Below are 22,841 nucleotides of genomic sequence, written 5' to 3' on the forward strand. Positions count from 1 at the left end.
GGTTAATCGCGCCAGCGCTTGGTTAGCTCGTCATAGGCGTCTATGCGGCGGTCGCGGAAGTAAGGCCAAATGCGCTTCACCTGTTCGGTACGTTCCATATCAAGCTCTACGGTTAGCGTGGTTTCACCTTCAGCTTCGGCTTTTGCCAAAATCTCACCTTGCGGGCCTGCTACAAAGCTTTGTCCCCAGAACTGAATACCTGGATCACCTTCAACAGGTGACGCTTCAAATCCAGTGCGGTTTGCCACGATAACCGGTACTGAGTTTGCCACAGCGTGAGAGCGCTGAATGGTTTCCCATGCACCGTGCTGACGGGTACGCTCTTCTTCTGTGTCAGTTAAATCCCAGCCGATTGCGGTAGGGTAGAACAACAAGTCCGCACCTGCCATCGCCATTAGGCGCGCCGCTTCTGGATACCACTGGTCCCAACACACCAATACGCCAAGTTTACCCACGCTGGTTTCAATAGGCGTGAAGCCCATATCGCCCGGTGTGAAGTAAAACTTCTCGTAAAAGCCTGGGTCATCAGGAATATGCATTTTACGATATTTGCCCGCAATTTCTTTACTGCGGTCGAACACGACTGCGGTGTTGTGATACAAACCTGAACCGCGCTTTTCAAATAAAGATGTCACCAACACGATATTGTGTTTTTCGGCTAGTTCACCAAAAAATTCTGTCGCAGGTCCAGGAATTGGTTCAGCCAAATCAAAGGCGTCAGTATCTTCTTGCTGGCAAAAATACAGGGTGCTGTGTAGTTCTTGAAGCAAAATACACTCGCATCCTTCAGCGGCTAATTTGGCAATTTGTTCGGCACTTTTATTCCAGTTCGTTGCTTTGTCGTTATCGGCAACGGCCTGTTGTACCAGACCCACTTTTAGCTTAGCTGGGCGCATGTAATGACACTCCTTTCTTTAAGGTGGTGATAATCGAATCTTTTAATGTATTTGTGGGAACCTGCATGGAAATGCAATGCAAGCTGCCGTATTGTCTTACGAGTACACTGCAATCGATTGGTTCAACAATATGATTGGGATGTGCTCTTTGTACAGTCTCAATGGCTTCTGCGTCTTCCTCTTCACCGTAAACAGGCAATAATATTGCGTTGTTACAAATCAAGTAATTTGCGTACGATGCCGGCAGGCGATCCCCTTCGTCATTTACAATATTAGGCAGCGGCAGATGAAACTGTTCATGCTCAGGCAGCTCAAGGGCGCACTCGTCGCACAACGCTTTCAACCCTTCAAAGTGACTGTCATTAGGACGGTTGTTACACGCCTGGATCACTAGGCCTTTGTTCGGCGTGAAACGCACTAATGTGTCGATGTGACCGTCAGTATCATCGCCTTCTAAATGACCATGCTGCAAAATAGTAACTTTGCTGCAGCCTAGCATATCTTTAAATGCATCTTCGTAAGCGCTTAGCGACATATCACCATTACGTTCAGGGTTAAGTAAACACTGGGCAGTACTTAATAGGTGTCCGTCTTCATCAATTTCCAGCGCGCCACCTTCAGCCACAATTGGGCTGCTGCGAAGTACAGATTTACACATGCTGGCAAGATAACGCTGATTCGCCAGATTATCTTCAGCGGCGTTAAACTTATTGCCCCAACCGTTAAAGCGAAATTCTACCGGCGAGCCATTGCCTTCACTGTCTTTACAAGTGATGAAGCCGTAGTCGCGCATCCATGTGTCGTTAAATGAGGCAGGAACAATAAGCACTCGAGCGTTCTCTGGTAAACGAGAATTAAGATCGTCTACGTCACTCGGCGCACATAATAAAATCACACCCGCATCGTTGCGGTTTACTGCAGCAATCACGTTCAGATACGTCGCTCTCGCGTCTTCTAACCATGGAGCCCAGTCGGTTTGCGCATGAGGCCACGCTAACATAACAGCATCAATGTTATGCCATTCAGGCGCCATAGTACGGTTGCCGTGCATAGTAAAATTCCAAATAGCTACGAAATAGGGTTCGGATTATAGCCATGCCTCAGCATGAGACCAAGGCAAATGGCGATGAAATTAATTGGCGGTGACGATTACTTTAAGCCATAAGGAAAACTGAAATGACAGAAAAAAGGGGCAGTCTTTATTTTAAATGCCGCCCACCGTTGAGGTGAAGGGTTTGCCCTGTCACATAGTCACTATCAAATAAATAGTTCACGGCTTTCACGGCCTCTTGCGCCCCCGGTACTATCTCTAACAGTGATTTTTCTAACGCTTTTTGCTTATAAGCTTCGTCATCACCCTCATTGAACATAAGCAAAGCTGGGGCAATGCTATTTACTTTTACCTTTGGTGCGAGCTTCTTAGCAAATGATAGGGTCAGGTTGTGCAGGGCTGCCTTACTCGCCGCATAGGCCATGTGTTTCTCGCTGCCTGTTTCTTGAACGTAATCGGTCATATGAATAATGTCAGACTGAACGTCGCAATCACAAAGAGCCTTTTCAAGTGCCAAGTTTATGCGGTAAGGGGCAACAGCATGGACCAACATCATTCGTTCAATCAAGCTATGCTTGTCATGGTTATCTTTTTCTTGCGCCCAATCTGACGCGTTGTGGATCACCGCTCGATAGGTTTTACTGATTGCCTTAATCTCATCAATTGCTCGATCAATAGCCGCCTCAGTGCTAAAATCCGCCTGTAAGACTGTAGCACCTTTATCCTCAAGCATTGAAATACTTGGACGAAGTGTTCGATAAGTCACGACAACGTGGTGGCCCTGGTCAAGTAAACTATTGGCCATAGCTAAGCCTAAACGTTGGCTTGCGCCTGTAATTAACACAGGTGAATTCAAGATGATGTCCTTCTTTCGTAAAAGGTAACGGTTTTATTATTCTGTGCCAAATGCACAGTCGGTAGCAATGACATTAAATAAAAGTCATGTTGCCAAGTAATCGATCTGTAACGAACTCATGCTCGTACAAGATCAAAAAAGAAGTAACTACGGATAAAGTAATGTTAGCAAAAGAAGCGGTAATTGTGCGCGACGCACTAGACCCCTCTATTTCAGAGCCAGCACAACGTGTACGAGAAGCATTAGAAGCCAAAGGTTTAGAAACACCTATGGTGGCTAATGGTCTTACTGACGAGCAAAAGCGCAAACGAATTGAAAGTGCTATGCGTGACGTAATGGACACGCTTGGCCTTGATCTAACTGACGACAGTTTGTGTGATACGCCCACGCGAATCGCTAAAATGTATGTTAATGAAATCTTCGGTGGATTGGACTACCGCAAATTTCCTAAGATTACTGCCATTGAAAACAAAATGCAGATTGACCAGCCTGTACAGGTATCTGATATAAGCCTGACCAGCACTTGCGAACACCACTTTGTTACTATTGATGGCACGGCAACCGTTTCTTATATTCCAAAAGATACAGTAATCGGCCTTTCAAAGATTAACCGCCTTGTGGGTTTCTTTGCTCAACGTCCACAGGTACAAGAGCGTTTAACTCAACAAGTGTTAGTTGCGTTGCAGACGTTGACCAATACTGAAGACGTAGCGGTGAGCATTAACGCCACGCACTATTGCGTTAAGGCGAGAGGGATCCGTGATACTAATTCATATACGAAAACGTCTGCGCTCGGCGGCCGTTTCCTTACTGATAATGAATTGAAACGAGAGTTCTTTCGGTAGTTAATGGTTGTTTGTTTCGGAACTTTATTTAAGAACTTTAAAAGCCGCTCATGAAGCGGCTTTTTGTTTGCTAACATTTTGCTACGCTTTCCAATGCGCTTTATTTGATAACAAGCTCTGCATCCAGTGAATCGACAATCAAATTGATACGGCCACCAATACCATCGGCCGCCGTTAAACTGAGTACTTTGTTACAGCACCCACAAGATTCATGCTGTTCGTGATACATGTCGCGAACTGTTTCTAGCTGGAAGTCATTTATTGCGCCGCAATACGGGCACATGTATTCCAAAGCACTATCACTTTGCATCGTTTTATCCGTTACCATGTTAAACATATCCATATGACATAAGTCGAATCCCGCTGTGTAATACCTCTGCGTGAAGCAAGAAACAAACCACACACAACAAGAAGAGTGCTACTTCCGCGTCAATCAGTTTGAGAGCCAGTCAAACACAGGCGAGGCTACCAAAGTCATGCGGAAGCTACGTGAACTATCTATTCACTATAAAAAGTATAGTGGGTATTTATTGGCGTGCCTGTGAAAAAATGACTTATTCGATAAGTCACTGGCAGTAAAGATAAATAATTTGGCGACTAAGCCGCGGATAACTTGCTAACCACTTTTCAAACAGCAATTAGCAAGATATGGCGAAAGCTCAAGCTCTAATCAGCAAGAAGCCACATTTGTTGAAAAGGCTCAAGCAATAGTGGTGAAGCATTCATTTCGACAGTTTCATCAGTTAGCAAATCTTGGCTTGATGCGCCCTTTAGTGTTGCCAAAAGGCTACGCTGAATGGTCTGAGGGTGCTCACTGAAGTTACATATTACAAGCAGCTTGTGACCCTGTGTATTTTCCCGAAGAAAAGCAAAGCAATGATGGTTATCGGCATCTAAAATTTGGGTGCTAGACTGCCCGAAAATCGCATTCTGCTTTCTAATTGCTATCATTTTGCGCAATCCATTAAACACGTGAAGGCTCGCAGTCTCTGTAGGGTTGGCAGGCGACGTGTTTCCTAGCGCCAATTCCGTATCTGCGCGGGTAACAGCAATTCGGTTTACCCATCTGTCGTCGTGCTTTTTGGATTCATCAAAGCGATAGCTGTAGTCATTAAGCTTGCCCACTTCGTCGCTTGAGTAAAGAAGTGGAATGCCGCCGATGCTAAAGGTAATACCGTAAAGTAGCATCATTCGCTTCACAGCATCGTCAATGCCTTTTAAATCGTTAGCTTTTAATGCTCCTTCTAGCCCGCACAAGGAAGCCAGCGAACCACACACACGACAATCGCCATTCGAAGGGTTTTCAGCAAACGGCACGCCGTTGGCAAAACTTCCTTCAAAACGACCGGTATAAAATTGATTAAGAAAATGGCGGTGATCGAATGCGTTAATACCCAGTTCGTTGGCTACCGCGTCGTCGAAGGTCCATCCGATATCGTCGTGGCATCGCACGTAGTTCACCCATGTGCAGTTCTCAGAAATAGAGAAGCTCTTTTTCATTGAGCGCGTAAGCAAACGGGTTTTACGCGTGGCTAACGAATTCCATAGCAGTGCCATTAGCAAAGGGTTGTAGGATAGCTGACACTCATCTTTGTCGATGTACTTAAGTACTTCGTCAGGGTGCACGATGGCTTCTGACTTAAAGGCCACGGCAGGCGTTACAATTTGTAAGCAACAGTTGAACGCTTGTATAAGTACGTGGGCCTTTTCCTGATTTTCGCAGTTAGTTCCGAGCTCTTTCCAAATAAAGGCCAACGCATCTAAACGCAGTGCAGCGCTACCTATATTGGCGAGAAACAACATTTCAGAAGTGATAGCGTTAAACACCGCAGGATTACTGTAGTTTAAATCCCATTGAAAGCTATTAAATGTTGTCCATATCCATTTCTCTATCTGTTCATTGAAGGTAAAGCTACCTCTTCTTACCTGGGGAAATATTTCTCTTAAAGTATGTTCGTACTGATCGGGAATGGTCCTGTCATCGAAAAGGTAGTAGTAGTCTTGAAACTGCTTCTCACCTGCCAGTGCAGCTTTCGCCCAAGCGTGCTCGTCAGAGGTATGATTGAACACAAAGTCGAGAACAAGATTTATTCCCTCTTTTTGCAGTGCTGAAGCAAGCTTTTCCAGGTCTTTCACTGTGCCTAGCGTTGGATTAACCTTGCGATAATCCGACACAGCATATCCGCCATCGCTATCCCCTTTGGGCGCATCGTATAAAGGCATTAAGTGCACATAGGTAACGCCTAAAGACTTAAAGTAGGGAATTTTGTCATGCAAGTCATTCAGAGTGGGGCCCATCAGGTCAACATAACAGGCCATGCCGACTTGCTGTTCATCGCGATACCAAAGCGGGTTTTTTAACCTTTCATTATCAAGCTTTTTGAGGGCTGGTTTACGGCTTTTTAACCCGTCTCTTAATATTTCAACCAGTTTTTGTAAATGAAAGTAGCAGTCATACTGGTGCCCATAAACGTAGGTATATTTGTCAAAAAGACGAGGAAAATGTTCCTTCAAGCGACGAGTAAAAGTTGTTGCATCTTTCTTACTTAGGCCAGATAAATCGGTTGATGCCAAGATTCGGTCTAAACATACACCACTGTCAGCAGCATAGCTCATAGAAAACTCCAAAGTGCGACGCTTAGGTGCGTCATACAACCTATCCTAATTAACAGGTTTACAGGCTTTTTAAATTCTGTTAACTTTTATCTTAAACGATTAAGCTCATTTATCAAGTTTATTACATCGTTATTTTTGACCTACTGAATGCGTGCAATGATCAACGTGTTTTTGTGAAGTTTAGAAGGGCGGAACAAGGCCTTTCATACCGTGCTTGTGAGACAGACTATGCCCAATCATGATCCTAGTAGCAGAATTATCAGATGGCTAACCTACCTAATGTTTATGATGTTTGCGATGACGTCAGACTCGGTAGGCGAGATAATCAAAGAAGTGAAAGTGGCGTTCTCTGTCACCAATGCTCAAGCAAGCTTAATGCATTCACTCCCCATGTTAGGTATTGCCTTATCGGGTCTATTCCTTGGTTTTTTGGCTGATAAGTTAGGCCGCAAGCCTACCATTATCATTGGTTTAGCGTTGTTTGGCCTTGCATGCTACAGCTTCTTAATTGCTAACGACTTTGTGTTGATTGTAAGTTTAATGAGCTTATCTGGTGTTGCCGTGGGTATCTTTAAAACAGGTGCGCTGGCGCTCATCGGTGATATTTCAACATCGACCAAGCAGCACACAGCAACTATGAATGGAGCAGAAGCCTTCTTTGGCGTTGGCGCAATTATCGGGCCTCTTATTGTCGCTTATCTTATTCATCAAGGCGTTGCATGGCAGTGGCTTTATGTAATCGCTGGTGGTGTTTGTACGCTACTTATAATCGGTGCTTTGCTGGTGAAATACCCCGCTTACACTCGAGATACAGCCTCAGGTGAAAAGAAAGTATCGATAGCGCAGAGCTTAAGTTTAGTGAAAAACCCCTATGCTTTAGGATTTTCAGTAGGCGCGTTTTTATATGTCGCCGCAGAAAGCGCCATTTATGTGTGGATGCCGAGTTATTTAGTGTGCGATGCGACTACGCTTAAAGCGACCTACGATTGTTATACTGAAGGCTTCTCTCAGACCCTTGCAATATACTCGGTAACGGCATTCTTTATCCTTCGTGCTGCAGGGCGTTTCGTAGGCATCTGGATGATGTCTCACTTCAACTGGGCATTGGTTCTTATGGTGTTCACTGGTGCTATTGTACTGTGTTTCGGTCTTGGTCTGTGGGGCGGAAAACAGCTTGCGTTGTTTCTATTCCCGCTAACGGGCATTTTTATGTCAGTAATTTATCCTACCTTTAACTCAAAAGGCATAAGCTGTTTCCCAAAACATCAACACGGAAGCGTAGCCGGAGTAATCTTGTTCTTCACCGCAGCAGGTGCGGCTGCAGGGCCTTTCATCATGGGCCTGGTGAGCGACGCCAACGGTGGCGACGCCAAGTATGGCTTTATGGTAGCCACGGGTTTTGCTGCCGTGCTCTTTGTTGGCTTGGTGTATAACTACATTAAGAACCCTACCAAAGAACGTTTAGCGGAAATTGAGGCAAGCGAATACGCCAACTAAATGCAATGCTCGCTCTTTATTCCTTAAAACCGTAACGTGCCGGGCTTGCTCTCGGCACTGGTTTTTCCTCACGTTGTTGTTTAAGCTTCGGTTATTCCTATCAGTTTCTAGTCTAATCACGTTCCATGGATGAGTTAAAACAAGCGCAAGCCCTTTACGACACTCTTGTAGAATTTGCAGTGACCTACAGTTTCCAAATTGTAGGCGCCATCATTATTTTTCTGCTTGGCTGGTGGGTGGCCAATAAAATAGGCCACATGGTTGAAAACCTGATGGTCAGCAGAAATATCGATATTACGCTGAGCCGCTTTACCGGCGGTGCCAGCAAGCTAGTGGTATTGGGTATCGTAATAATTATAGCATTAGGTAATGTGGGCATTAGCGTAACCCCACTTATAGCCGCCGTAGGTGCTGTAGGTTTAGGTGCAGGTTTAGCTATTCAAGGTATGTTGGCCAATTATGCCGCTGGCTTTACCATAATTATTACCCGTCCTTTCGTTGTTGGCGACACTATCCGCGTGCGTGGTGTTGCAGGGGTGGTCGATCAAGTCATGTTGCCCTATACCATTCTTATTGACGAAGACAATGTTCACATCCAAATACCCAACAAACTGATAGTCGGTGAAATCTTGCATAATTCTGCAGAGAACATGTTGATTGAACTTGAAATTGGCGTTGCCTATTCCAGTAAGGTCGATGAGGTAATCGATGTGATTCGCAAGGCTGTTGAAACGGTAGATGGAGTCAGCGAAGAAAAGTCACCCGCCATTGGTGTAGATAATTTTGGCGACAGCAGTATTAACTTTGGTATTCGGGTTTGGGCGCCAGCTGTAAGGCATTTCGAAGTGCGCTATGCACTAAACCAAGCCATTTTCAATGCCCTTCAGCAGCATGATATTGAAATACCATTCCCGCAGCGGGAAGTCAGGATGCTCGACCAATAAAAGTTTGTATCGTTATTGATAAAAATGCCGACTAAGAGACCCCTTATTCGGCATTTTTCTATTACGGCTTCGCGATTTTTAGATTTCGCATAGCTCTAGGGGTAAACCGTCAGGATCTTGGAAAAATGTAAAGCGTTTGCCGGTGTATTCATCGGTTCTCACTGGCTCGCATTCAACTCGCTTATTCGTTAGGTGGTTGATCATTTCATCAAGGTTGTCCACCTTGAACGCTAAGTGCCTAAGTCCTTGCGCTTCTGGGCGCGACGGTCTTTGCGGTGCCCCCGGAAACGAAAAAAGCTCAATCTGACTGCCATCAGGTAACGCGAGGTCACATTTGTAAGAGTCTCTGGCTTCACGGTAGTTTTCATCAATAATCGAGAAGCCCAACACGTCCGTGTAAAACGTCTTTGAGCGAGGGTAGTCACTACAAATGATAGCAACGTGGTGAAAGCCTTTCAGCATCTTAATTTCCTTAATATTTATGCTTACGGCATCTCTTGACCGCGAGCAGCCTCAAATAACTTGTACCAGTGCTCTCGACTTAAATGAACATCTTCAGCCTTTTGGCTTGCTTTAATTCTGTCAATATTGGTACTGCCCAAAACGGGCGCAATGTTGGCAGGATGTCGCATCAACCAGGCCAAAACAATCGCTTCAGGCGTAGTTTGATATTCACCTGCAAGTTGAGCCACTAAGTTTGCTGTTGCACGGTCATTACTATTTTCAACTTTTGCACCTGTGTATCTACCTTGTGCCAAGCTTCCCCATGCCTGAAGTTGCACGTTGTTCATCATGCAGTATTCAAGTGTGCCGGGCGCATAACCTGTATCGCGATTAGCAGCGCTGTTGGTAGTAATGCCGTCTTCTAACCAGTCTCTAAAGCCAAGGCTCATTTCAAGTTGGTTGGCAACAATAGGTGTGGAAAGTGCAGACTGCAGGTAATTAATTTGGTGACCATGCATGTTTGAAACGCCAACATGCTTTATTTTACCTTGCTGCTGAAGCAGCTTCAGTGTACCGGCGACTTCGTCTAGCTCCATAAGTGGATCTGGACGATGCAGCAGCAGTATATCAAGCTGTTCTATTCCTAATCTAGAGAGAATGCCTTCAACCGACGTGTGAATGTGATTTGCTGAAAAGTCGTAACGCTTTGGTCCTAAATCATCCTCAAATCGTATTGCACATTTAGATTGGATAATCATTTTGTCTTTTAATTCGGGTGCTTGCTTGAGCGCTTCACCAAAAACCGTTTCGGCTTTGCCGAACGTATAAATATCAGCATGATCAAACACATTAATATCTAAACTCAGCACAGTATCAATGATGCTTCTTGCTTGGCTTATATCGGCTTTGGTTGCCGGTTTGTCGTTCCAACCGCCACCTAAGCCCATGCATCCATATATTAAGCGGCTTGCGTGTGGAAAGTGTGCATTCATGTCATTTTCTCCCTGTTTGAGAATATCGAGTGGGCAGGGCCTGTATTAGCTCAAGGCTTGTTTTAAAAGCACTGTAATATGGTCCAAGCGATAAGAAAAGTCTGATTAGGCGAGCGTATTTTTACTGTCGACCGTTAGCCTAGCTTGAAGGTTTATGGTGTTGCAGCACCGATAAAGATCATTTTTGCGATGTAGGCGTGTATTTAAATTAATCAGTGGGCTTTTTAAAAGCTGAGTTCAAGGAAAAGAGGGCATATGTTTAAGCAGTTAGTTTCAATGATTATGGCGGGTATGGTGTGTGTGGGCTTGTCTGGCTGTACTGGCGTACCTGACAAGGTAGTGCCGGTTGAAGGCTTTGAGCTTCCTCGTTATTTAGGGAAGTGGTATGAAGTAGCGCGCTTTGACCATAGCTTCGAAGAAGGATTAAGCGAAGTTACGGCAACCTATAGCATGCGCGATGACGGAGGGGTTAAGGTAATTAATCGCGGTTTTTCAGTAGAAGAAAATGCATGGGATGAAGCCGAGGGCAAAGCGTATTTTGTAGAGTCTGAAACGACAGGGCATCTGAAAGTATCGTTCTTTGGCCCATTTTACGCTAGTTATGTAATTATGGAGCTAGATAAAGAAGGTTATCAATATGCTTTGATAACAGGCCCAGATAAAGACTACCTTTGGATTTTAGCGCGAACACCTTCTATTTCAGATGAAGTCCGCACCCGTTTACTAGAAAAAGCGACATCGGCTGGGTACGACGTTAGCAAGCTTATTTGGGTAGAGCACGGCGAAGAGAATTCATAGCCACTTTCGAGCGAGTTGTTCTGCGCGCAAAATGGGAATTGTGCTATTATTGCGCGCATCTTCCCCTCTGTTTGAATAAGTACTAAGAGAGACAAGGCATGCAAACGCTCACCATTACTACGCCAGACGATTGGCACCTTCACTTTCGCGATAACGAAATGCTAGCTGAAACAGTGCCTGCAACCGCACGTTGTTTCCAGCGCGCTATTGTTATGCCAAACCTTGTACCACCGGTGGTTAATGCTGAAATGGCCATGGCGTACAAAGGGCGAATTGAAGCTGCGCGACCTAAAGGTAGTAGCTTTGAGCCATTAATGACCTTATTCCTTACTAATCAAACTACACCTCAAGACATTATCGATGCAAAACAAGCGGGCGTAACTGCGTGTAAGCTATATCCTGCAGGGGCCACTACTAACTCAGATGCGGCTGTAAAAGGCATTCAGGCTTTATACCCTGTATTTCAAGCCATGCAAGAGCAAGGCTTATTGTTGCTAATTCATGGTGAGGTGACCGAACATCACATTGATATTTTTGACCGTGAAAAAGTGTTCATTGATACCCATTTAGGGCCTATCGTTGACGCATTCCCTAAGCTGAAAGTGGTGTTTGAGCATATTACAACAGCAGATGCCGCAAGCTTCGTAGCGGGCGCCAGCGAATTTGTTGGAGCCACCATTACCCCTCAGCACTTATTGTTAAATCGCAACGATTTACTGGTTGGCGGCGTACGCCCTCATAACTATTGCTTGCCAGTACTAAAACGTAACACGCATCAAAAAGCGTTGCGCGATATGGTGGCAAGCGGCAACAAAAAATTCTTCCTAGGTACCGACTCGGCACCTCATGCAAAACATAAAAAAGAAAATGCTTGCGGCTGCGCGGGTTGTTATAGCGCATGGTCTGCAATTGAGCTTTATGCCGAAGTGTTCGAGCAGCTAGGCGCAATAGATAAGCTCGAAGGATTTGCTAGCCATTACGGTGCAGATTTTTATGGTTTACCACGAAATACGACTACAATGACATTAGTGAAAGAGTCGTGGACGGTGCCAGAACAAGTAACCCTAGCTGATGGCACCGATATGGTTCCATTTTATGCGGGGCAAACGTTGCAGTGGAAATTAGAAAAGGCATTTCAAGCGTAGTTTTTGTTGTTATTGTCTGTTTATGTGCCCTGTGGAGTTCATCCACTTGGGCACAAGCACTCTCTTACTCTCACGCCCCCGATTTACCAAGCACCCTATCTTCCTCTGAGAAGCAGAGTATTCAATCTTACTCACTCACAGCGTTTAAAAATGCCTTATCAAAAAATGGCATTGATTTAACGCCTGCTACTGACACCATATCGAATAAAGCTGACGTCCTTATCAATTTGATCAGAGATGAAAATAACGAAGATAGTTATTATTGGATCACGCCGCTATTTGCCTTTGAATGTGGAAATAATGTTCGTTGTACGCCTAATGCGGGCAGTCAGGCAACGACAATAGCAGTGAGCTATATCGCACTGAGCAAAAGTGAAGGTTCTGCCGATATTGCAGAGCGGATGAGCGAGCTGATTGCTCAATACAAAGGTTCAGACGACTTCACATTGCTTGCTAGCGCAATGCGGGATGAACTGAAAGCATCTTTCCCGGCCACAATACTTACTTTTGGAACACTAAGCTTAGCAGGTGAGCTGCATGCTAATACCGACAATCTTTGGGTCATCGCCGACATTGTGCCACTTTTTTCAGAGGTGGGAGTGCGAGGAAAGCTTAAAGGCATTGCTGCAGACTTGGTCAGAGACATATTAGATGAGATGACGCTCAAGCAGAGTATCCTTTCCGCGCCATGGGAACGTATTGCAAAGGAAGCAATGACCAAGTCTAACGTATTGGTATTCTCAGTAATTCGCACGCATGAAAGAGAAAGCGTGTTTCACTGGGTAACGCCGGTATCAAGAAACCTTCATGGACTGTACGGCATTGATAAGCCCTATTTTGAATCCTTTGCCAACGTACCAAAGAACTTTAGGGTTGGTACCTTATTGGAAGACTACCGCTATAACGTTGCGATAGAGCATGGCTTCAAAGTAAAAGCCTATGATTCGTGGCAGGCATTAGTGGACGCACTGATCAACAACGAAATTGATACTATTTTCGGTTCTCAGGGGGCAATTGACTTTGGATGTAACCCAAAACAATTTAAATGTGAGACAATAACCCTATCGAGTAAGTACGACATTTCAACGGCCTACCTAGCACTGTCAAAGAAAGACACCTGTGTTTTGGTTTTAGAGAAGCTCAAGTTAGCGGCGGCCGGTGTGAAAATGAGTGACAAGTTTAATGAGCAGCTTTCTTCCTGGAGTGACATGGTGTCCCAAGAATACGGCATAGCTCATCATACCGAACATGGTGTAGTGCACCTTTGGAACCCAAATTAATGACAGTTGAAACAGTTAAGCATTTAGATATAAACCCTGCCATCACCAAGGCGCTAGACTCACAAGGCATTTACCAACTTTCCCCTATACAGGCACAATCGCTCCCTGAGGCGTTGCAGGGGAAAGATGTGATAGGCCAAGCGCAGACGGGCAGCGGCAAGACTCTGTGCTTTGTAATTCCTGCCTTGCAGCACGTAGAAGTGAATGATTTTACCACGCAGGCTATCATACTTTGTCCTACCCGAGAGCTTGCTGATCAAGTGGCTCAGCAGTGCCGTTCGGCGGCTAAGAACATCGGTAATATTAAAGTGACCACGTTATGTGGTGGCCAGCCTATGGGGCCGCAGATTCAGTCACTGAAACATAGCCCTCACATCATTGTGGGCACGCCGGGTCGCGTAATGGACCATGTGGAAAAGCGTCGAATTGACCTAAGTAACGTAAAGTTGCGTGTCCTCGATGAAGCCGATCGCATGTTAGATATGGGCTTTGAAGACGATTTACGCATTATTTTCGGTCAAACGCCAAAACAAGTGCAAACCCTATTGTTTTCTGCAACCTTTACGGAACAAATTGAGCGTGTAGCCAAGCAGTACCTGCACAACCCGGTAACCTGTAAAGTTGAGTCTCAAGACAGTAAACCCGCTATCACCCAATTGGGCTACAACGTGCTCCCGCACACACGCACTCAGGCGCTTAAAGCGGTACTTACCCACTACCAACCTAAAAATGCCATTGTATTTTGTAACCGCAAGGTTCAGGTAAATGAAGTGGTTGAGGAGCTTATCGAAGATGGCTTTAGCGCAGCTGGACTTCAGGGGGACTTGGAACAGCATCAACGCACATCGGTGCTAATGCAGTTCGCCAGCGATGCGCTACAAGTACTTGTTGCCACCGATGTAGCTGCGCGAGGGCTGGATATTGATGATGTTGCCTGCGTAATTAATTACACGGTAAGTGAAGAGCCGGAAACCCATATTCACCGCATTGGTCGCACGGCGCGAGCAGGCGCACAGGGCATGGCGGTCACGCTAGTCAGCGATGACGAAGAGCACTTTTTGCGAAAAATAGAAGTATTGCAAGAAAGCGATATTCCACTTAAAGGCGCACAAAGCCTGCGTTTTCATAAAAACAAAATTACTCAGCCTGAATTTACCTGTATTTCACTAAGCGCGGGTAAAAAGGAAAAGCTTCGCCCAGGCGATCTGGTGGGTGCACTTACCAAAGATGCGGGCATTCCTGGCGACGACTTGGGCAAAATTAAAGTTCAGAACAGCATGAGTTTTGTCGCAGTGAAAACGCGAAGCGTGAAAAAAGCCATGGCGCACTTTAGAGAAGGTAAGATTAAAGGAAAGCGTATTAGAGCCCGAAAGCTTTAATATGCGCTCTTAGATCTAAGTACTGACGTTATTCAATGGAAGGTGAGTGTGGTCGCTGAAACTGACTTGAGCGTGATACTGAAAAATCTGAATCCTGTGGCGAGTAGTGAAAATTACGTTTTTACTACCTTGCCTGCTGACAGATTAACTAGTGCGTTAATTTCAGTAGCTAAGGGGATGTTTCAAGAACGCGAGGGCACCACCCTTATTCTTCCGGTTGCCGCAGCCGAGAAAGCTAATCTGCAATTTGAAGGTTATTACCGCTGTATAACCTGTGAAGTGCATTCTAGTTTGGAAGCGGTAGGCATGACTGCAGCTATGTCCACCGCGCTGGGTAAGGCAGGAATTAGCGCCAACGTGGTGGCCGCTTATTATCACGACCATATTTTCGTGCCAGCTGAAAAAGCCGACTTGGCGATAGACGTTTTAACGTCGTTGTCTAACTAGGTCTGACCAATCTCTTCCTGCTTATTCTCTTTTCTCAAAAAACCATCAACCAGCCCCATGGTTAAGCAATATTGGGCACCATAGTAAGTTGTCATTACCCAAATGGTAGACAGTGGAAGCGGGGTTTTGAAAACCGACTGGGCGAGAATGGCATCTGATATCACAAAAAATAACGCACCGGTTACGATCAGCTTAGTTTGAGCCAACCACACTGCGGTTAAACCCATCAGTGTGATTACGCTAATATAGGCGACTACAGGGTAAAATAAGGCTTTCGACGCTGGCAGAATGTGCACTGCCATCATTACGGCAAAGCTAACCATAATAATACTAATGAACCACTTTGGTTTGCGTGAAATGATATGGTCGCCGGGCGTTTCTTGTAGGCGGCGATGCAGCAACGCAAAACACATAGCATACGTTAAATGGGCAACAAAAAAGCACGCCAAGCCGGTAATAAAACTATCAGCAAAGGGCAAGGCCAGACTAACATCTCCGGCAAGACTAAAAAGTAACGCCGCCAACACCATGTATCGCGGCATGGCGCTAAGTTTTGTATAGGCGAAAACTGCCAGTACCACAATAGGCAGGGCTTTGGGTAAGAATTGCGCCACGCAGGGGGTAAGCGGCAGCGTCGCCAGGTAAATCAACGCTAAGCTGCTAAAGACAATAGTTGTTCTTACATTCATATTTAGCCTTTTTGAAACTGCTCAGTCATACACTTCAACACGACAAAAAAAGCCCCAGTTTGGTGAAGCAAACATGGGGCTTTAGCTATCGTATTTTATGTACGCTACGTTCTATGTACTGTGTTTAGAGTACGCGAATTACCAAATTTTCACGCGTTCTTCTGGTGGTAAATACAACGCATCTTCTTCGGTCACGTTAAACGCTTCGTAGAATTCAGGTACGTTGCGAACAGCACCGTTAGTGCGGAACTTCGTAGGTGAATGGGTATCGGTTTGTACTTGGCTGCGCAACGCTTCTTCGCGATATTTGCTTGCCCAAACCTGACCGTAACCAATGAATACACGCTGATCGCCAGTGAAACCATCTAGTTCAGGTGCTTTTTCACCATCAAGAGACAGGTGGTAAGCTTTAAGTGCGATGCTGATGCCGCCAAGGTCGCCGATGTTTTCACCTAGGGTATATTCACCGTTCACGTGCAAGTCAGGCAGAACCTCAAACTGGTTATACTGTTCAATCAAGTTTGCAGTGCGTGCTTCAAACTCGCCGCGATCTTCGTCAGTCCACCAGTTTCGCAGAACGCCGTCACCGTCAAAGGTTGACCCTGAATCATCAAAACCATGGCCAATTTCATGACCAATTACCGCGCCAATGCCACCGTAGTTAACCGCATCTTCGGCGTTCATGTCAAAGAACGGAGGTTGAAGGATAGCCGCAGGGAATACAATTTCGTTTAGCGGAGGGTTGTAGTAAGCATTAACAGTTTGTGGTGTCATGCCCCATTCGTGGGTCCACACTGGGCCGCCTTGTTTCTTAAGCATTTCTTCGTACAGCACGTCCGAAGAACGCTTTAGGTTTCCAAACAGGTCACTGGCATTAACTGTCAGCGCTGAATAGTCTCTCCACTGGTCTGGGTAACCAATTTTCACAGTAAACTTAGATAGCTTGTCTAGTGCTTGTGCACGGGTTTCATCTGTCATCCAATCAAGGTTTTCGATACTTTCTTTGTAAGCTAACAACAGGTTATTAACCATTTCCATCATGCGATCTTTCGCTTCAGGCGGGAAGTGCTGTTTCACATAAACCTTACCGATTAGCTCGCCTACATGGGCATTTGAAAGGCTTACTGCACGACGCCATTGTGGCTGTTGCTCTTCAACACCGCGAAGCACTTTGCTGTAGAAATTGAAGTTTGCTTCATCAAGCTCGGCATTTAAGCGACTGGCTGAAGCATTTAACAAGCCCCACTTAAGGAACGTTTTCCAATCTTCCAGTGAGGTATCTGCAATAACGCCATCAATGTTTTGCATGTAGTCTTTTTGCAGGATGCCTAGCGAAGGAATGTCGCTAATGTCTGCTTCAGTAAGATAAGCGTCCCAGTCGAACTTAGGCATTAACGCTTTAAGTTCTTCAATTGTCAGTTTGTTATAGTTGGCAGCAAAGTTACGGGCCTGCTCTTTTTTCATATGTAGCTGAGCAATTTTAGTCTCAAGTGCGAACAGCATATCCGCACTTTCTTTAGGCGCGTCGAAACCCGCCAGCTCAAACATGGTTTGAATATGTTTAACGTAGGCATCGCGAATGGTTTGTGATGTTTCGTCGTCCTTGAAGTAGTACTCGCGCTCAGGAAGGCCTAAGCCCGACTGCCACGTGTACATCAAATATTCTTTTGGCGACTTAAGGTCAGGGTATTGAGTTAGGCTGAACGGCGTACCGTAGCCATAGCGAGCTGCATAAGCGAAATACTCAGCAAGGTCGGTGTAGTCTTCAATGGCATCAATCTTAGTTAACTCAGGCTTTAGCGGCGTCGTACCAAGTTCGTTGCGGGTTTCCATGTCCATATAGGCACGGTAAAAATCACCGACTTTTTGCTCGTCGCTGCCCGCTTTAAAGTCGCCTTCTGCAGACGATTTTATAATATCCATAACGTGATCTTGTGCTTCATCGCGAAGGATCACGAAAGAACCGTAGCTCGATTTATCTGCCGGTATTTCAAAATTATCAAACCACTTGCCGTTTACGTAGCGGAAAAAGTCATCACCCGGGTCAACAGACAGATCCATATTTTCTTTAATGACACCTGAAGAAAGCTGTTGCTGAGCTTCTTCGGTAGCCGCGCTCTGTGTCTGTTGTTCTGTGGATGAATTTTGTGGGCTACAAGCCGTGAGGGCCAGTGCCACGCTTAAGCTTAAAACGCTACGTAACATGTCGAGTTTTCCTTTTCATTTTATTGGGCGACATTTGGGCTTGTCGCTTATTGTTTTTAGTGCGTTGCGAAACCTGTGCATCCCTTCGAAAGAATGGTGTGGCGTATTGCGTGCACGCTTTTTACTAATTTTTAGCATGGCGGGGGGGATAGAAAAAGTGTTTATAGTGAAAATACACAGCTTGTAACAACTTGTAGGGCTAATTTCGCTATAGTGTTTTTTTCACACACTACAACATTCAAGGAACGGCGATGGACTTACACAATACCCCTTTCGATAGCGTATCACCTTGTGAGTACGCCGATGCGCTGCCAAGAGAGCAGTTCATGCACTATGCGATAAAACCATTGTGGGAAGGCATGCCACGCATTGCGGGTCCAGCATTTACCGTTAAGTGTGAGCCGGGAGACCATCTTATGCTGCATGCGGCGATATATCGCGCAAGCCCCGGTGACATTATTGTTGTGGAAGCCGATGATGAATTCGCTGTTGCGGGCGGTAACGTCTGCGCGATAGCCCAGTCTCGCGGCATAAAAGGTTTCGTGATTGATGGTGTTATACGAGATCTTGCAGAAACCCGTGACAACAAATTCCCGGTATTTGCCAGGGGCGTTATACCCAAGCCAGGAGCCAAAAAGTGTATAGCCCCGTTAAATGAGCCGATTACCTGTGCTGGTGTAACGGTTCACGCCGGAGATATCATTGTTGCAGACGAAGAGGGCATTGCAGTAATTCCAAGAGATGAGGCGCTAGCAGCCTATGACATTGCTCAAAAACGTGCCCAGAAAGACGGCTCTATGTCACTTGAACAATGGCAGGCTGAACATGTTGAAAAAGTAGAAAGCATACTCGCTAAATTAGGCTTTGCAGAGTGAAGGCTGACAGGAAATTAGCTTAGTGTTGAGTTGTTTTATGTGAGCTCTTCTCCAGATAATAATTTTCGCCAAGTATCAGCCTGTGCCAAATATTAGCTAATGTTAAACGAGCTTTGCGGCAAAAAAACACCGCAAAGTTCAACACACTTTCAGTTATCGTGTAGAATTGTGACCCAGCATTTTGGGGCATACGTAAACGTGCTCTGTCACTGAATAACTAACGAGTTCTACATGTTTTCATTTTTTGAAAAGCTGACCCAGCCTTTCCCTGACACGCCGCCTACCCAACCGCCAACAGGTATCGTTGCATTTTGTAAGTACTACACAAAAGGCATGTGGGGCGTAATCCTTACTGTTTCCGTGCTAAGTGCCATTGTTGCCATGTTAGAAGTGGCGCTTTTCGGCTTTTTAGGGCAGTTAGTTGACTGGTTCTCTGATCAAAACCGAGACACGTTTTTAGCGGATCAAAAATTTACCCTCATTGGCATGGGTTTAACCGTTCTCGTTTTTATTCCATTATTTATTTTGTTGCGCTCGCTGTTTTCTCGTCAGTCTCTGATGGGGAACTATCCCATGCGCATTAGATGGCAGGCTCACCGCTATTTGCTTGGCCAAAGTTTAACCTTCTTCCACGACGAGTTTGCCGGCCGTGTGGCCACCAAGGTGATGCAGACAGCGCTATCGGTACGAGAAACCGTGACCAAGGTTCTCGATTTGCTGGTGTACATCAGTGTTTATTTTATCTCTATGGTAGTGCTTATTTTCAGCACTGACTGGCGCTTAGCCATGCCGCTTATCGTGTGGTTTTTTGTGTATATCGGTATCTTGAAGGTGCTGGTACCTAAACTAAAAGAAGTCTCGCAAAAGCAAGCCGACGCGCGCTCATTAATGACTGGGCGTATTGTCGATAGCTATACCAATATCACAACGGTGAAGCTGTTTTCACATAGTCGCCGCGAAGCGGATTACGCAAAAGAAAGTATGGATGGTTTTCTTAAGACGGTTTACCCGCAAATGCGTTTGGTTACCGTGTTGGAATTCTGCGTGGAAATGGCTAACGCCATTCTTATTTTCACCATTGGTGCGCTATCTGTGTATTTGTGGATGGAAAACATCGCGAGCCCGGGCGATATCGCCATTGCTATTAGTCTGTGTTTGCGACTAAACGGTATGTCGCACTGGGTTATGTGGGAAGTATCAGGTTTGTTCGAAAACTTAGGCACGGTGCAGGATGGCATGAATACACTAGCGCAGCCTATTGCAGTAAAAGACAAGCCAAAAGCCGATGCGTTAAAGGTAAATGGCGGCGGGATTAATTTCGATAATGTGCATTTTTCCTATTCAGGTGCAGACAACAAACCTATTGATGTGTTCACTAACTTGGATTTAGCCATTAAGCCTGGAGAAAAAGTGGGCTTAGTGGGGCGCTCTGGGGCAGGTAAATCGACCCTGGTTAATTTGCTCATGCGTTTTTACGACACCCAAAGTGGTCGCATTGTCATTGATGGTCAAGATATCACTGAAGTAGGCCAAGAAACCCTTCGCGCCAAAGTCAGCATGGTGACACAAGATACTTCACTGATGCACCGCTCGGTACGCGACAATATCCTTTACGGTCGAACGGATGCGACAGAAGAAGATATGATACGTGCGGCCAAACAGGCCGAAGCGCACGACTTTATTCTTACGCTTACCGATAGTCACGGTAGAACAGGGTACGACGCGCATGTAGGTGAGCGAGGTGTTAAGCTTTCAGGCGGTCAGCGCCAGCGCATTGCTATTGCGCGAGTGTTACTGAAAGACGCGCCTGTATTAGTGCTGGACGAAGCCACATCAGCGCTAGATTCAGAAGTTGAAGCGGCAATTCAAGCCTGTCTGGATAAAGTGATGGAAGGCAAAACCGTGTTGGCTATTGCGCATCGACTGTCGACCATTGCGCAAATGGACAGGTTACTTGTTCTGGATAAGGGCAATATTGTAGAGCAGGGAACCCATACCGAGCTTATTGCGCACAATGGCATATATGCCAAGCTTTGGGCGCACCAAACGGGCGGATTTATAGGCGTTGAATAGGCAAGGCGCGAATTAGCCTTCAATCGCAGATGGGATGGATAAACCGCTTGTATCTTGAAAGTGGTTAAGTATAATACGCGTCCCTCCCTTGCGATACCGCACTTTCCTTAGAAAAGACGCACAACTCACAAGGGCAGTGTAAGTAAATTTTGTCTTATCGACACCACAGGGGTGTAGTTCGAATTGGTAGAACAGCGGTCTCCAAAACCGATGGTTGGGGGTTCGAGTCCCTCCACCCCTGCCAAATTTACTTAAACTAAGAATTTTTAAGTTGCGCATTTTTTAGATGCGTAAAACAACGACGCTGTAGTGCTAGGATCGTAACATGAGCGAAAAGACGGAAAATCAGTCCAATGCATTGGACATGTTTAAATGGGTAGTGGTTTTTGCACTACTTGCCGGTTTAGTAACCGCTAATACAATGTACGGTGAGATCTCGGTACTATACCGTGCCATCGCAATTGTTGTAGTTGTTGGTATAGCTGGTTTCATCGCGGCAACTACCGAAAAAGGTAGCACCTTCTTGAGCTTCGCTAAAGAGTCTCGCACAGAAGTTCGCAAGGTTGTGTGGCCAACTCGCCAAGAGGCGAACCAAACTACACTTATCGTGCTTGCAGCGACGTTAATTATGGCACTAATTTTATGGGGACTAGACGGCATCATCGTTCGTGTAGTTGGCTTTATTACAGGAATAGGAGCATAACCGTATGTCTGAAGAAGAAGCAGTAAAGAAAAGATGGTACGTAGTTCAAGCCTATTCACAATATGAGTCTCGCGTTAAGAAGACCCTGCTTGAATACATCAAAATGCACAACATGGAAGACTACTTCGGTCAGGTACTAGTACCAACAGAAGAAGTAGTAGAAATGCGTGCGGGTCAAAAGCGTAAGTCTGAGCGTAAGTTCTACCCAGGTTATGTATTGGTAGAAATGGCGATGACGGAAGAGTCATGGCACTTAGTGAAAAGCGTACCTCGCGTACTTGGTTTTATCGGCGGCACATCTGACCGTCCTATGCCAATCACGCAGAAAGAAGCTGACGCTATCTTAAATCGTCTTGAAGAAAACGTTGATAAGCCAAGACCAAAGACGCTGTTCGAGCCAGGCGAAGTTATTCGCGTTATCGATGGCCCGTTTGCAGACTTCAACGGTGTGGTAGAAGAAGTAGACTACGAAAAGAGCCGCGTAAAAGTATCGGTACTTATCTTCGGTCGTTCTACTCCAGTAGACCTAGAATTTGGTCAGGTAGAAAAAGGCTAAGCCTACTCAAGCTACCGTATAGCATTTTTAAAAAGCCCCGTTTGACGGGGCTTTTTTGTATCTAGATAACGATAAAAGGAGAGCGGTGAATATTTATAAAAATATGCATGTAACTACAACGTAGCATCCTCTTGACCTAAATAAGCCAGAAATAACAGCTAATAAGCGAAAGAAATATAAACATAAACTGCAATATTGTTGCGGTTTTTTCAGAGATTTTATCGCTCTTTGTAAAAGAGTCCCAAAATCTGACACCCAGCGCACGTTTTAAGATTAGGTTCATTCCACAAATTACCATGACCCAAATGAACACCGTTCCGATATCTACCATTTTAAATTTGACCTTCACTCATCTGTTGTTTCTAAACCCTCTAGATCCGACGCCAAATTTGCTATAGCGCCCGAAACTAACCCACCACCTACGGATGTTGCGAGAGAGCTGAAACCTTTAACCGGACTTAAAGCGCCTGCACCCGTCATTCCGCACCTAATTAACTGATTTATTTTTCTTGACACCGATCCCCCATTTTGATCTATTACTCATCTTTGG

21 protein-coding genes and 1 tRNA gene are annotated in these 22,841 nt (G+C 45.5%); 13 read left to right on the forward strand and 9 right to left on the reverse strand.

The genetic code is table 11. From position 1 onward, the window contains the following. Positions 1-2: 2 nt before the first annotated feature. The 3 genes from NO989_RS00940 to folM all read right to left on the reverse strand — a co-directional run bounded on the left by NO989_RS00940 (position 3) and on the right by folM (position 2,803). Positions 3-896: a carbon-nitrogen hydrolase gene (locus tag NO989_RS00940; RefSeq protein ID WP_039229281.1), complete on the reverse strand. Its 894-nt coding sequence runs from the start codon at positions 894-896 to the stop codon at positions 3-5. After that, positions 883-1,947, reverse strand: coding sequence for an agmatine deiminase family protein (locus NO989_RS00945; protein ID WP_014977636.1), 1,065 nt, complete (start codon positions 1,945-1,947; stop codon positions 883-885). Before NO989_RS00945 ends, NO989_RS00940 begins: the two co-directional genes overlap by 14 nt. Before the next feature lie 148 nt (positions 1,948-2,095). Further along, positions 2,096-2,803 carry a dihydromonapterin reductase gene (folM, locus tag NO989_RS00950; RefSeq protein ID WP_014977635.1) on the reverse strand — a complete coding sequence of 236 codons (708 nt, stop codon included), beginning with the start codon at positions 2,801-2,803 and terminating at the stop codon, positions 2,096-2,098. Between the two features lie 161 nt (positions 2,804-2,964). Between folM and folE the strand changes: the two genes are divergently transcribed. Then, positions 2,965-3,648: a GTP cyclohydrolase I FolE gene (folE, locus tag NO989_RS00955; protein WP_014951061.1), complete on the forward strand. Its 684-nt coding sequence runs from the start codon at positions 2,965-2,967 to the stop codon at positions 3,646-3,648. Between the two features lie 100 nt (positions 3,649-3,748). Here the strand turns inward: folE and NO989_RS00960 are convergent, their stop codons facing one another. After that, positions 3,749-3,976 (reverse strand): hypothetical protein, encoded by a 228-nt coding sequence (locus tag NO989_RS00960; protein ID WP_230598813.1) that lies wholly within the window; start codon positions 3,974-3,976, stop codon positions 3,749-3,751. Positions 3,977-4,314: 338 nt separating this feature from the next. Continuing rightward, entirely contained in the window at positions 4,315-6,264 is a 1,950-nt protein-coding gene (locus NO989_RS00965) for an amylosucrase (RefSeq protein WP_371341878.1), read from the reverse strand. 279 nt (positions 6,265-6,543) lie between these two features. On the opposite strand from NO989_RS00965, the gene NO989_RS00970 reads away from it, so the two are divergent. Continuing rightward, positions 6,544-7,761, forward strand: a complete 1,218-nt coding sequence (locus NO989_RS00970; protein ID WP_014980533.1) for an MFS transporter — start codon at positions 6,544-6,546, stop codon at positions 7,759-7,761. Between the two features lie 125 nt (positions 7,762-7,886). Further along, on the forward strand, positions 7,887-8,705 hold the full coding sequence (locus tag NO989_RS00975) for a mechanosensitive ion channel family protein (protein ID WP_014977631.1): 819 nt from the start codon (positions 7,887-7,889) through the stop codon (positions 8,703-8,705). A 78-nt stretch (positions 8,706-8,783) separates the two neighbouring features. On the opposite strand, the gene NO989_RS00980 is transcribed toward NO989_RS00975, so the two are convergent. Beyond that, positions 8,784-9,167, reverse strand: coding sequence for a VOC family protein (locus NO989_RS00980; RefSeq protein WP_371341879.1), 384 nt, complete (start codon positions 9,165-9,167; stop codon positions 8,784-8,786). Positions 9,168-9,190: 23 nt separating this feature from the next. After that, positions 9,191-10,141 (reverse strand): aldo/keto reductase family oxidoreductase, encoded by a 951-nt coding sequence (locus tag NO989_RS00985; protein ID WP_371341880.1) that lies wholly within the window; start codon positions 10,139-10,141, stop codon positions 9,191-9,193. A 255-nt stretch (positions 10,142-10,396) separates the two neighbouring features. Between NO989_RS00985 and NO989_RS00990 the strand changes: the two genes are divergently transcribed. From NO989_RS00990 to NO989_RS01010, 5 genes are all read left to right on the forward strand, one after another. Beyond that, on the forward strand, positions 10,397-10,939 hold the full coding sequence (locus NO989_RS00990; protein ID WP_371341881.1) for a lipocalin family protein: 543 nt from the start codon (positions 10,397-10,399) through the stop codon (positions 10,937-10,939). Between the two features lie 98 nt (positions 10,940-11,037). Continuing rightward, complete coding sequence (gene pyrC / locus NO989_RS00995; protein WP_014951053.1) at positions 11,038-12,084, forward strand: dihydroorotase; 1,047 nt, start codon at positions 11,038-11,040, stop codon at positions 12,082-12,084. Beyond that, positions 12,054-13,364 carry a substrate-binding periplasmic protein gene (locus NO989_RS01000; protein WP_371341882.1) on the forward strand — a complete coding sequence of 437 codons (1,311 nt, stop codon included), beginning with the start codon at positions 12,054-12,056 and terminating at the stop codon, positions 13,362-13,364. The genes pyrC and NO989_RS01000 overlap by 31 nt, the downstream gene beginning before the upstream one ends. Continuing rightward, a complete protein-coding gene (gene dbpA, locus NO989_RS01005) occupies positions 13,364-14,743 on the forward strand; it encodes an ATP-dependent RNA helicase DbpA (protein ID WP_014951051.1) in 1,380 nt (459 codons plus the stop codon). Before NO989_RS01000 ends, dbpA begins: the two co-directional genes overlap by 1 nt. A 48-nt stretch (positions 14,744-14,791) precedes the next feature. Then, complete coding sequence (locus NO989_RS01010) at positions 14,792-15,190, forward strand: ACT domain-containing protein (protein ID WP_061486712.1); 399 nt, start codon at positions 14,792-14,794, stop codon at positions 15,188-15,190. On the opposite strand, the gene NO989_RS01015 is transcribed toward NO989_RS01010, so the two are convergent. Both NO989_RS01015 and NO989_RS01020 read right to left on the reverse strand, forming a co-directional pair. Continuing rightward, positions 15,187-15,879: a lysoplasmalogenase gene (locus NO989_RS01015; protein ID WP_061486711.1), complete on the reverse strand. Its 693-nt coding sequence runs from the start codon at positions 15,877-15,879 to the stop codon at positions 15,187-15,189. The genes NO989_RS01010 and NO989_RS01015 overlap by 4 nt on opposite strands. Before the next feature lie 138 nt (positions 15,880-16,017). Then, on the reverse strand, positions 16,018-18,084 hold the full coding sequence (locus tag NO989_RS01020; protein WP_061486710.1) for a M13 family metallopeptidase: 2,067 nt from the start codon (positions 18,082-18,084) through the stop codon (positions 16,018-16,020). 251 nt (positions 18,085-18,335) lie between these two features. On the opposite strand from NO989_RS01020, the gene NO989_RS01025 reads away from it, so the two are divergent. The 5 genes from NO989_RS01025 (at position 18,336) to nusG (ending at position 22,291) form a co-directional block, all read left to right on the forward strand. Continuing rightward, positions 18,336-18,959, forward strand: coding sequence for an RraA family protein (locus tag NO989_RS01025; protein ID WP_061486709.1), 624 nt, complete (start codon positions 18,336-18,338; stop codon positions 18,957-18,959). A 231-nt stretch (positions 18,960-19,190) separates the two neighbouring features. Beyond that, positions 19,191-21,032: an ABC transporter ATP-binding protein gene (locus NO989_RS01030; RefSeq protein ID WP_061486708.1), complete on the forward strand. Its 1,842-nt coding sequence runs from the start codon at positions 19,191-19,193 to the stop codon at positions 21,030-21,032. 167 nt (positions 21,033-21,199) lie between these two features. Then, a tRNA-Trp gene (locus tag NO989_RS01035) sits at positions 21,200-21,276 on the forward strand. An 81-nt stretch (positions 21,277-21,357) separates the two neighbouring features. Continuing rightward, positions 21,358-21,735 (forward strand): preprotein translocase subunit SecE, encoded by a 378-nt coding sequence (gene secE, locus NO989_RS01040; RefSeq protein WP_014951045.1) that lies wholly within the window; start codon positions 21,358-21,360, stop codon positions 21,733-21,735. 4 nt (positions 21,736-21,739) lie between these two features. Next, on the forward strand, positions 21,740-22,291 hold the full coding sequence (gene nusG, locus NO989_RS01045; protein ID WP_014951044.1) for a transcription termination/antitermination protein NusG: 552 nt from the start codon (positions 21,740-21,742) through the stop codon (positions 22,289-22,291). Positions 22,292-22,841: the final 550 nt, after the last annotated feature.

The sequence above is a fragment of the Alteromonas sp. DY56-G5 genome (assembly GCF_041414725.1).
In the GTDB taxonomy this organism is placed as follows: domain Bacteria; phylum Pseudomonadota; class Gammaproteobacteria; order Enterobacterales; family Alteromonadaceae; genus Alteromonas; species Alteromonas macleodii.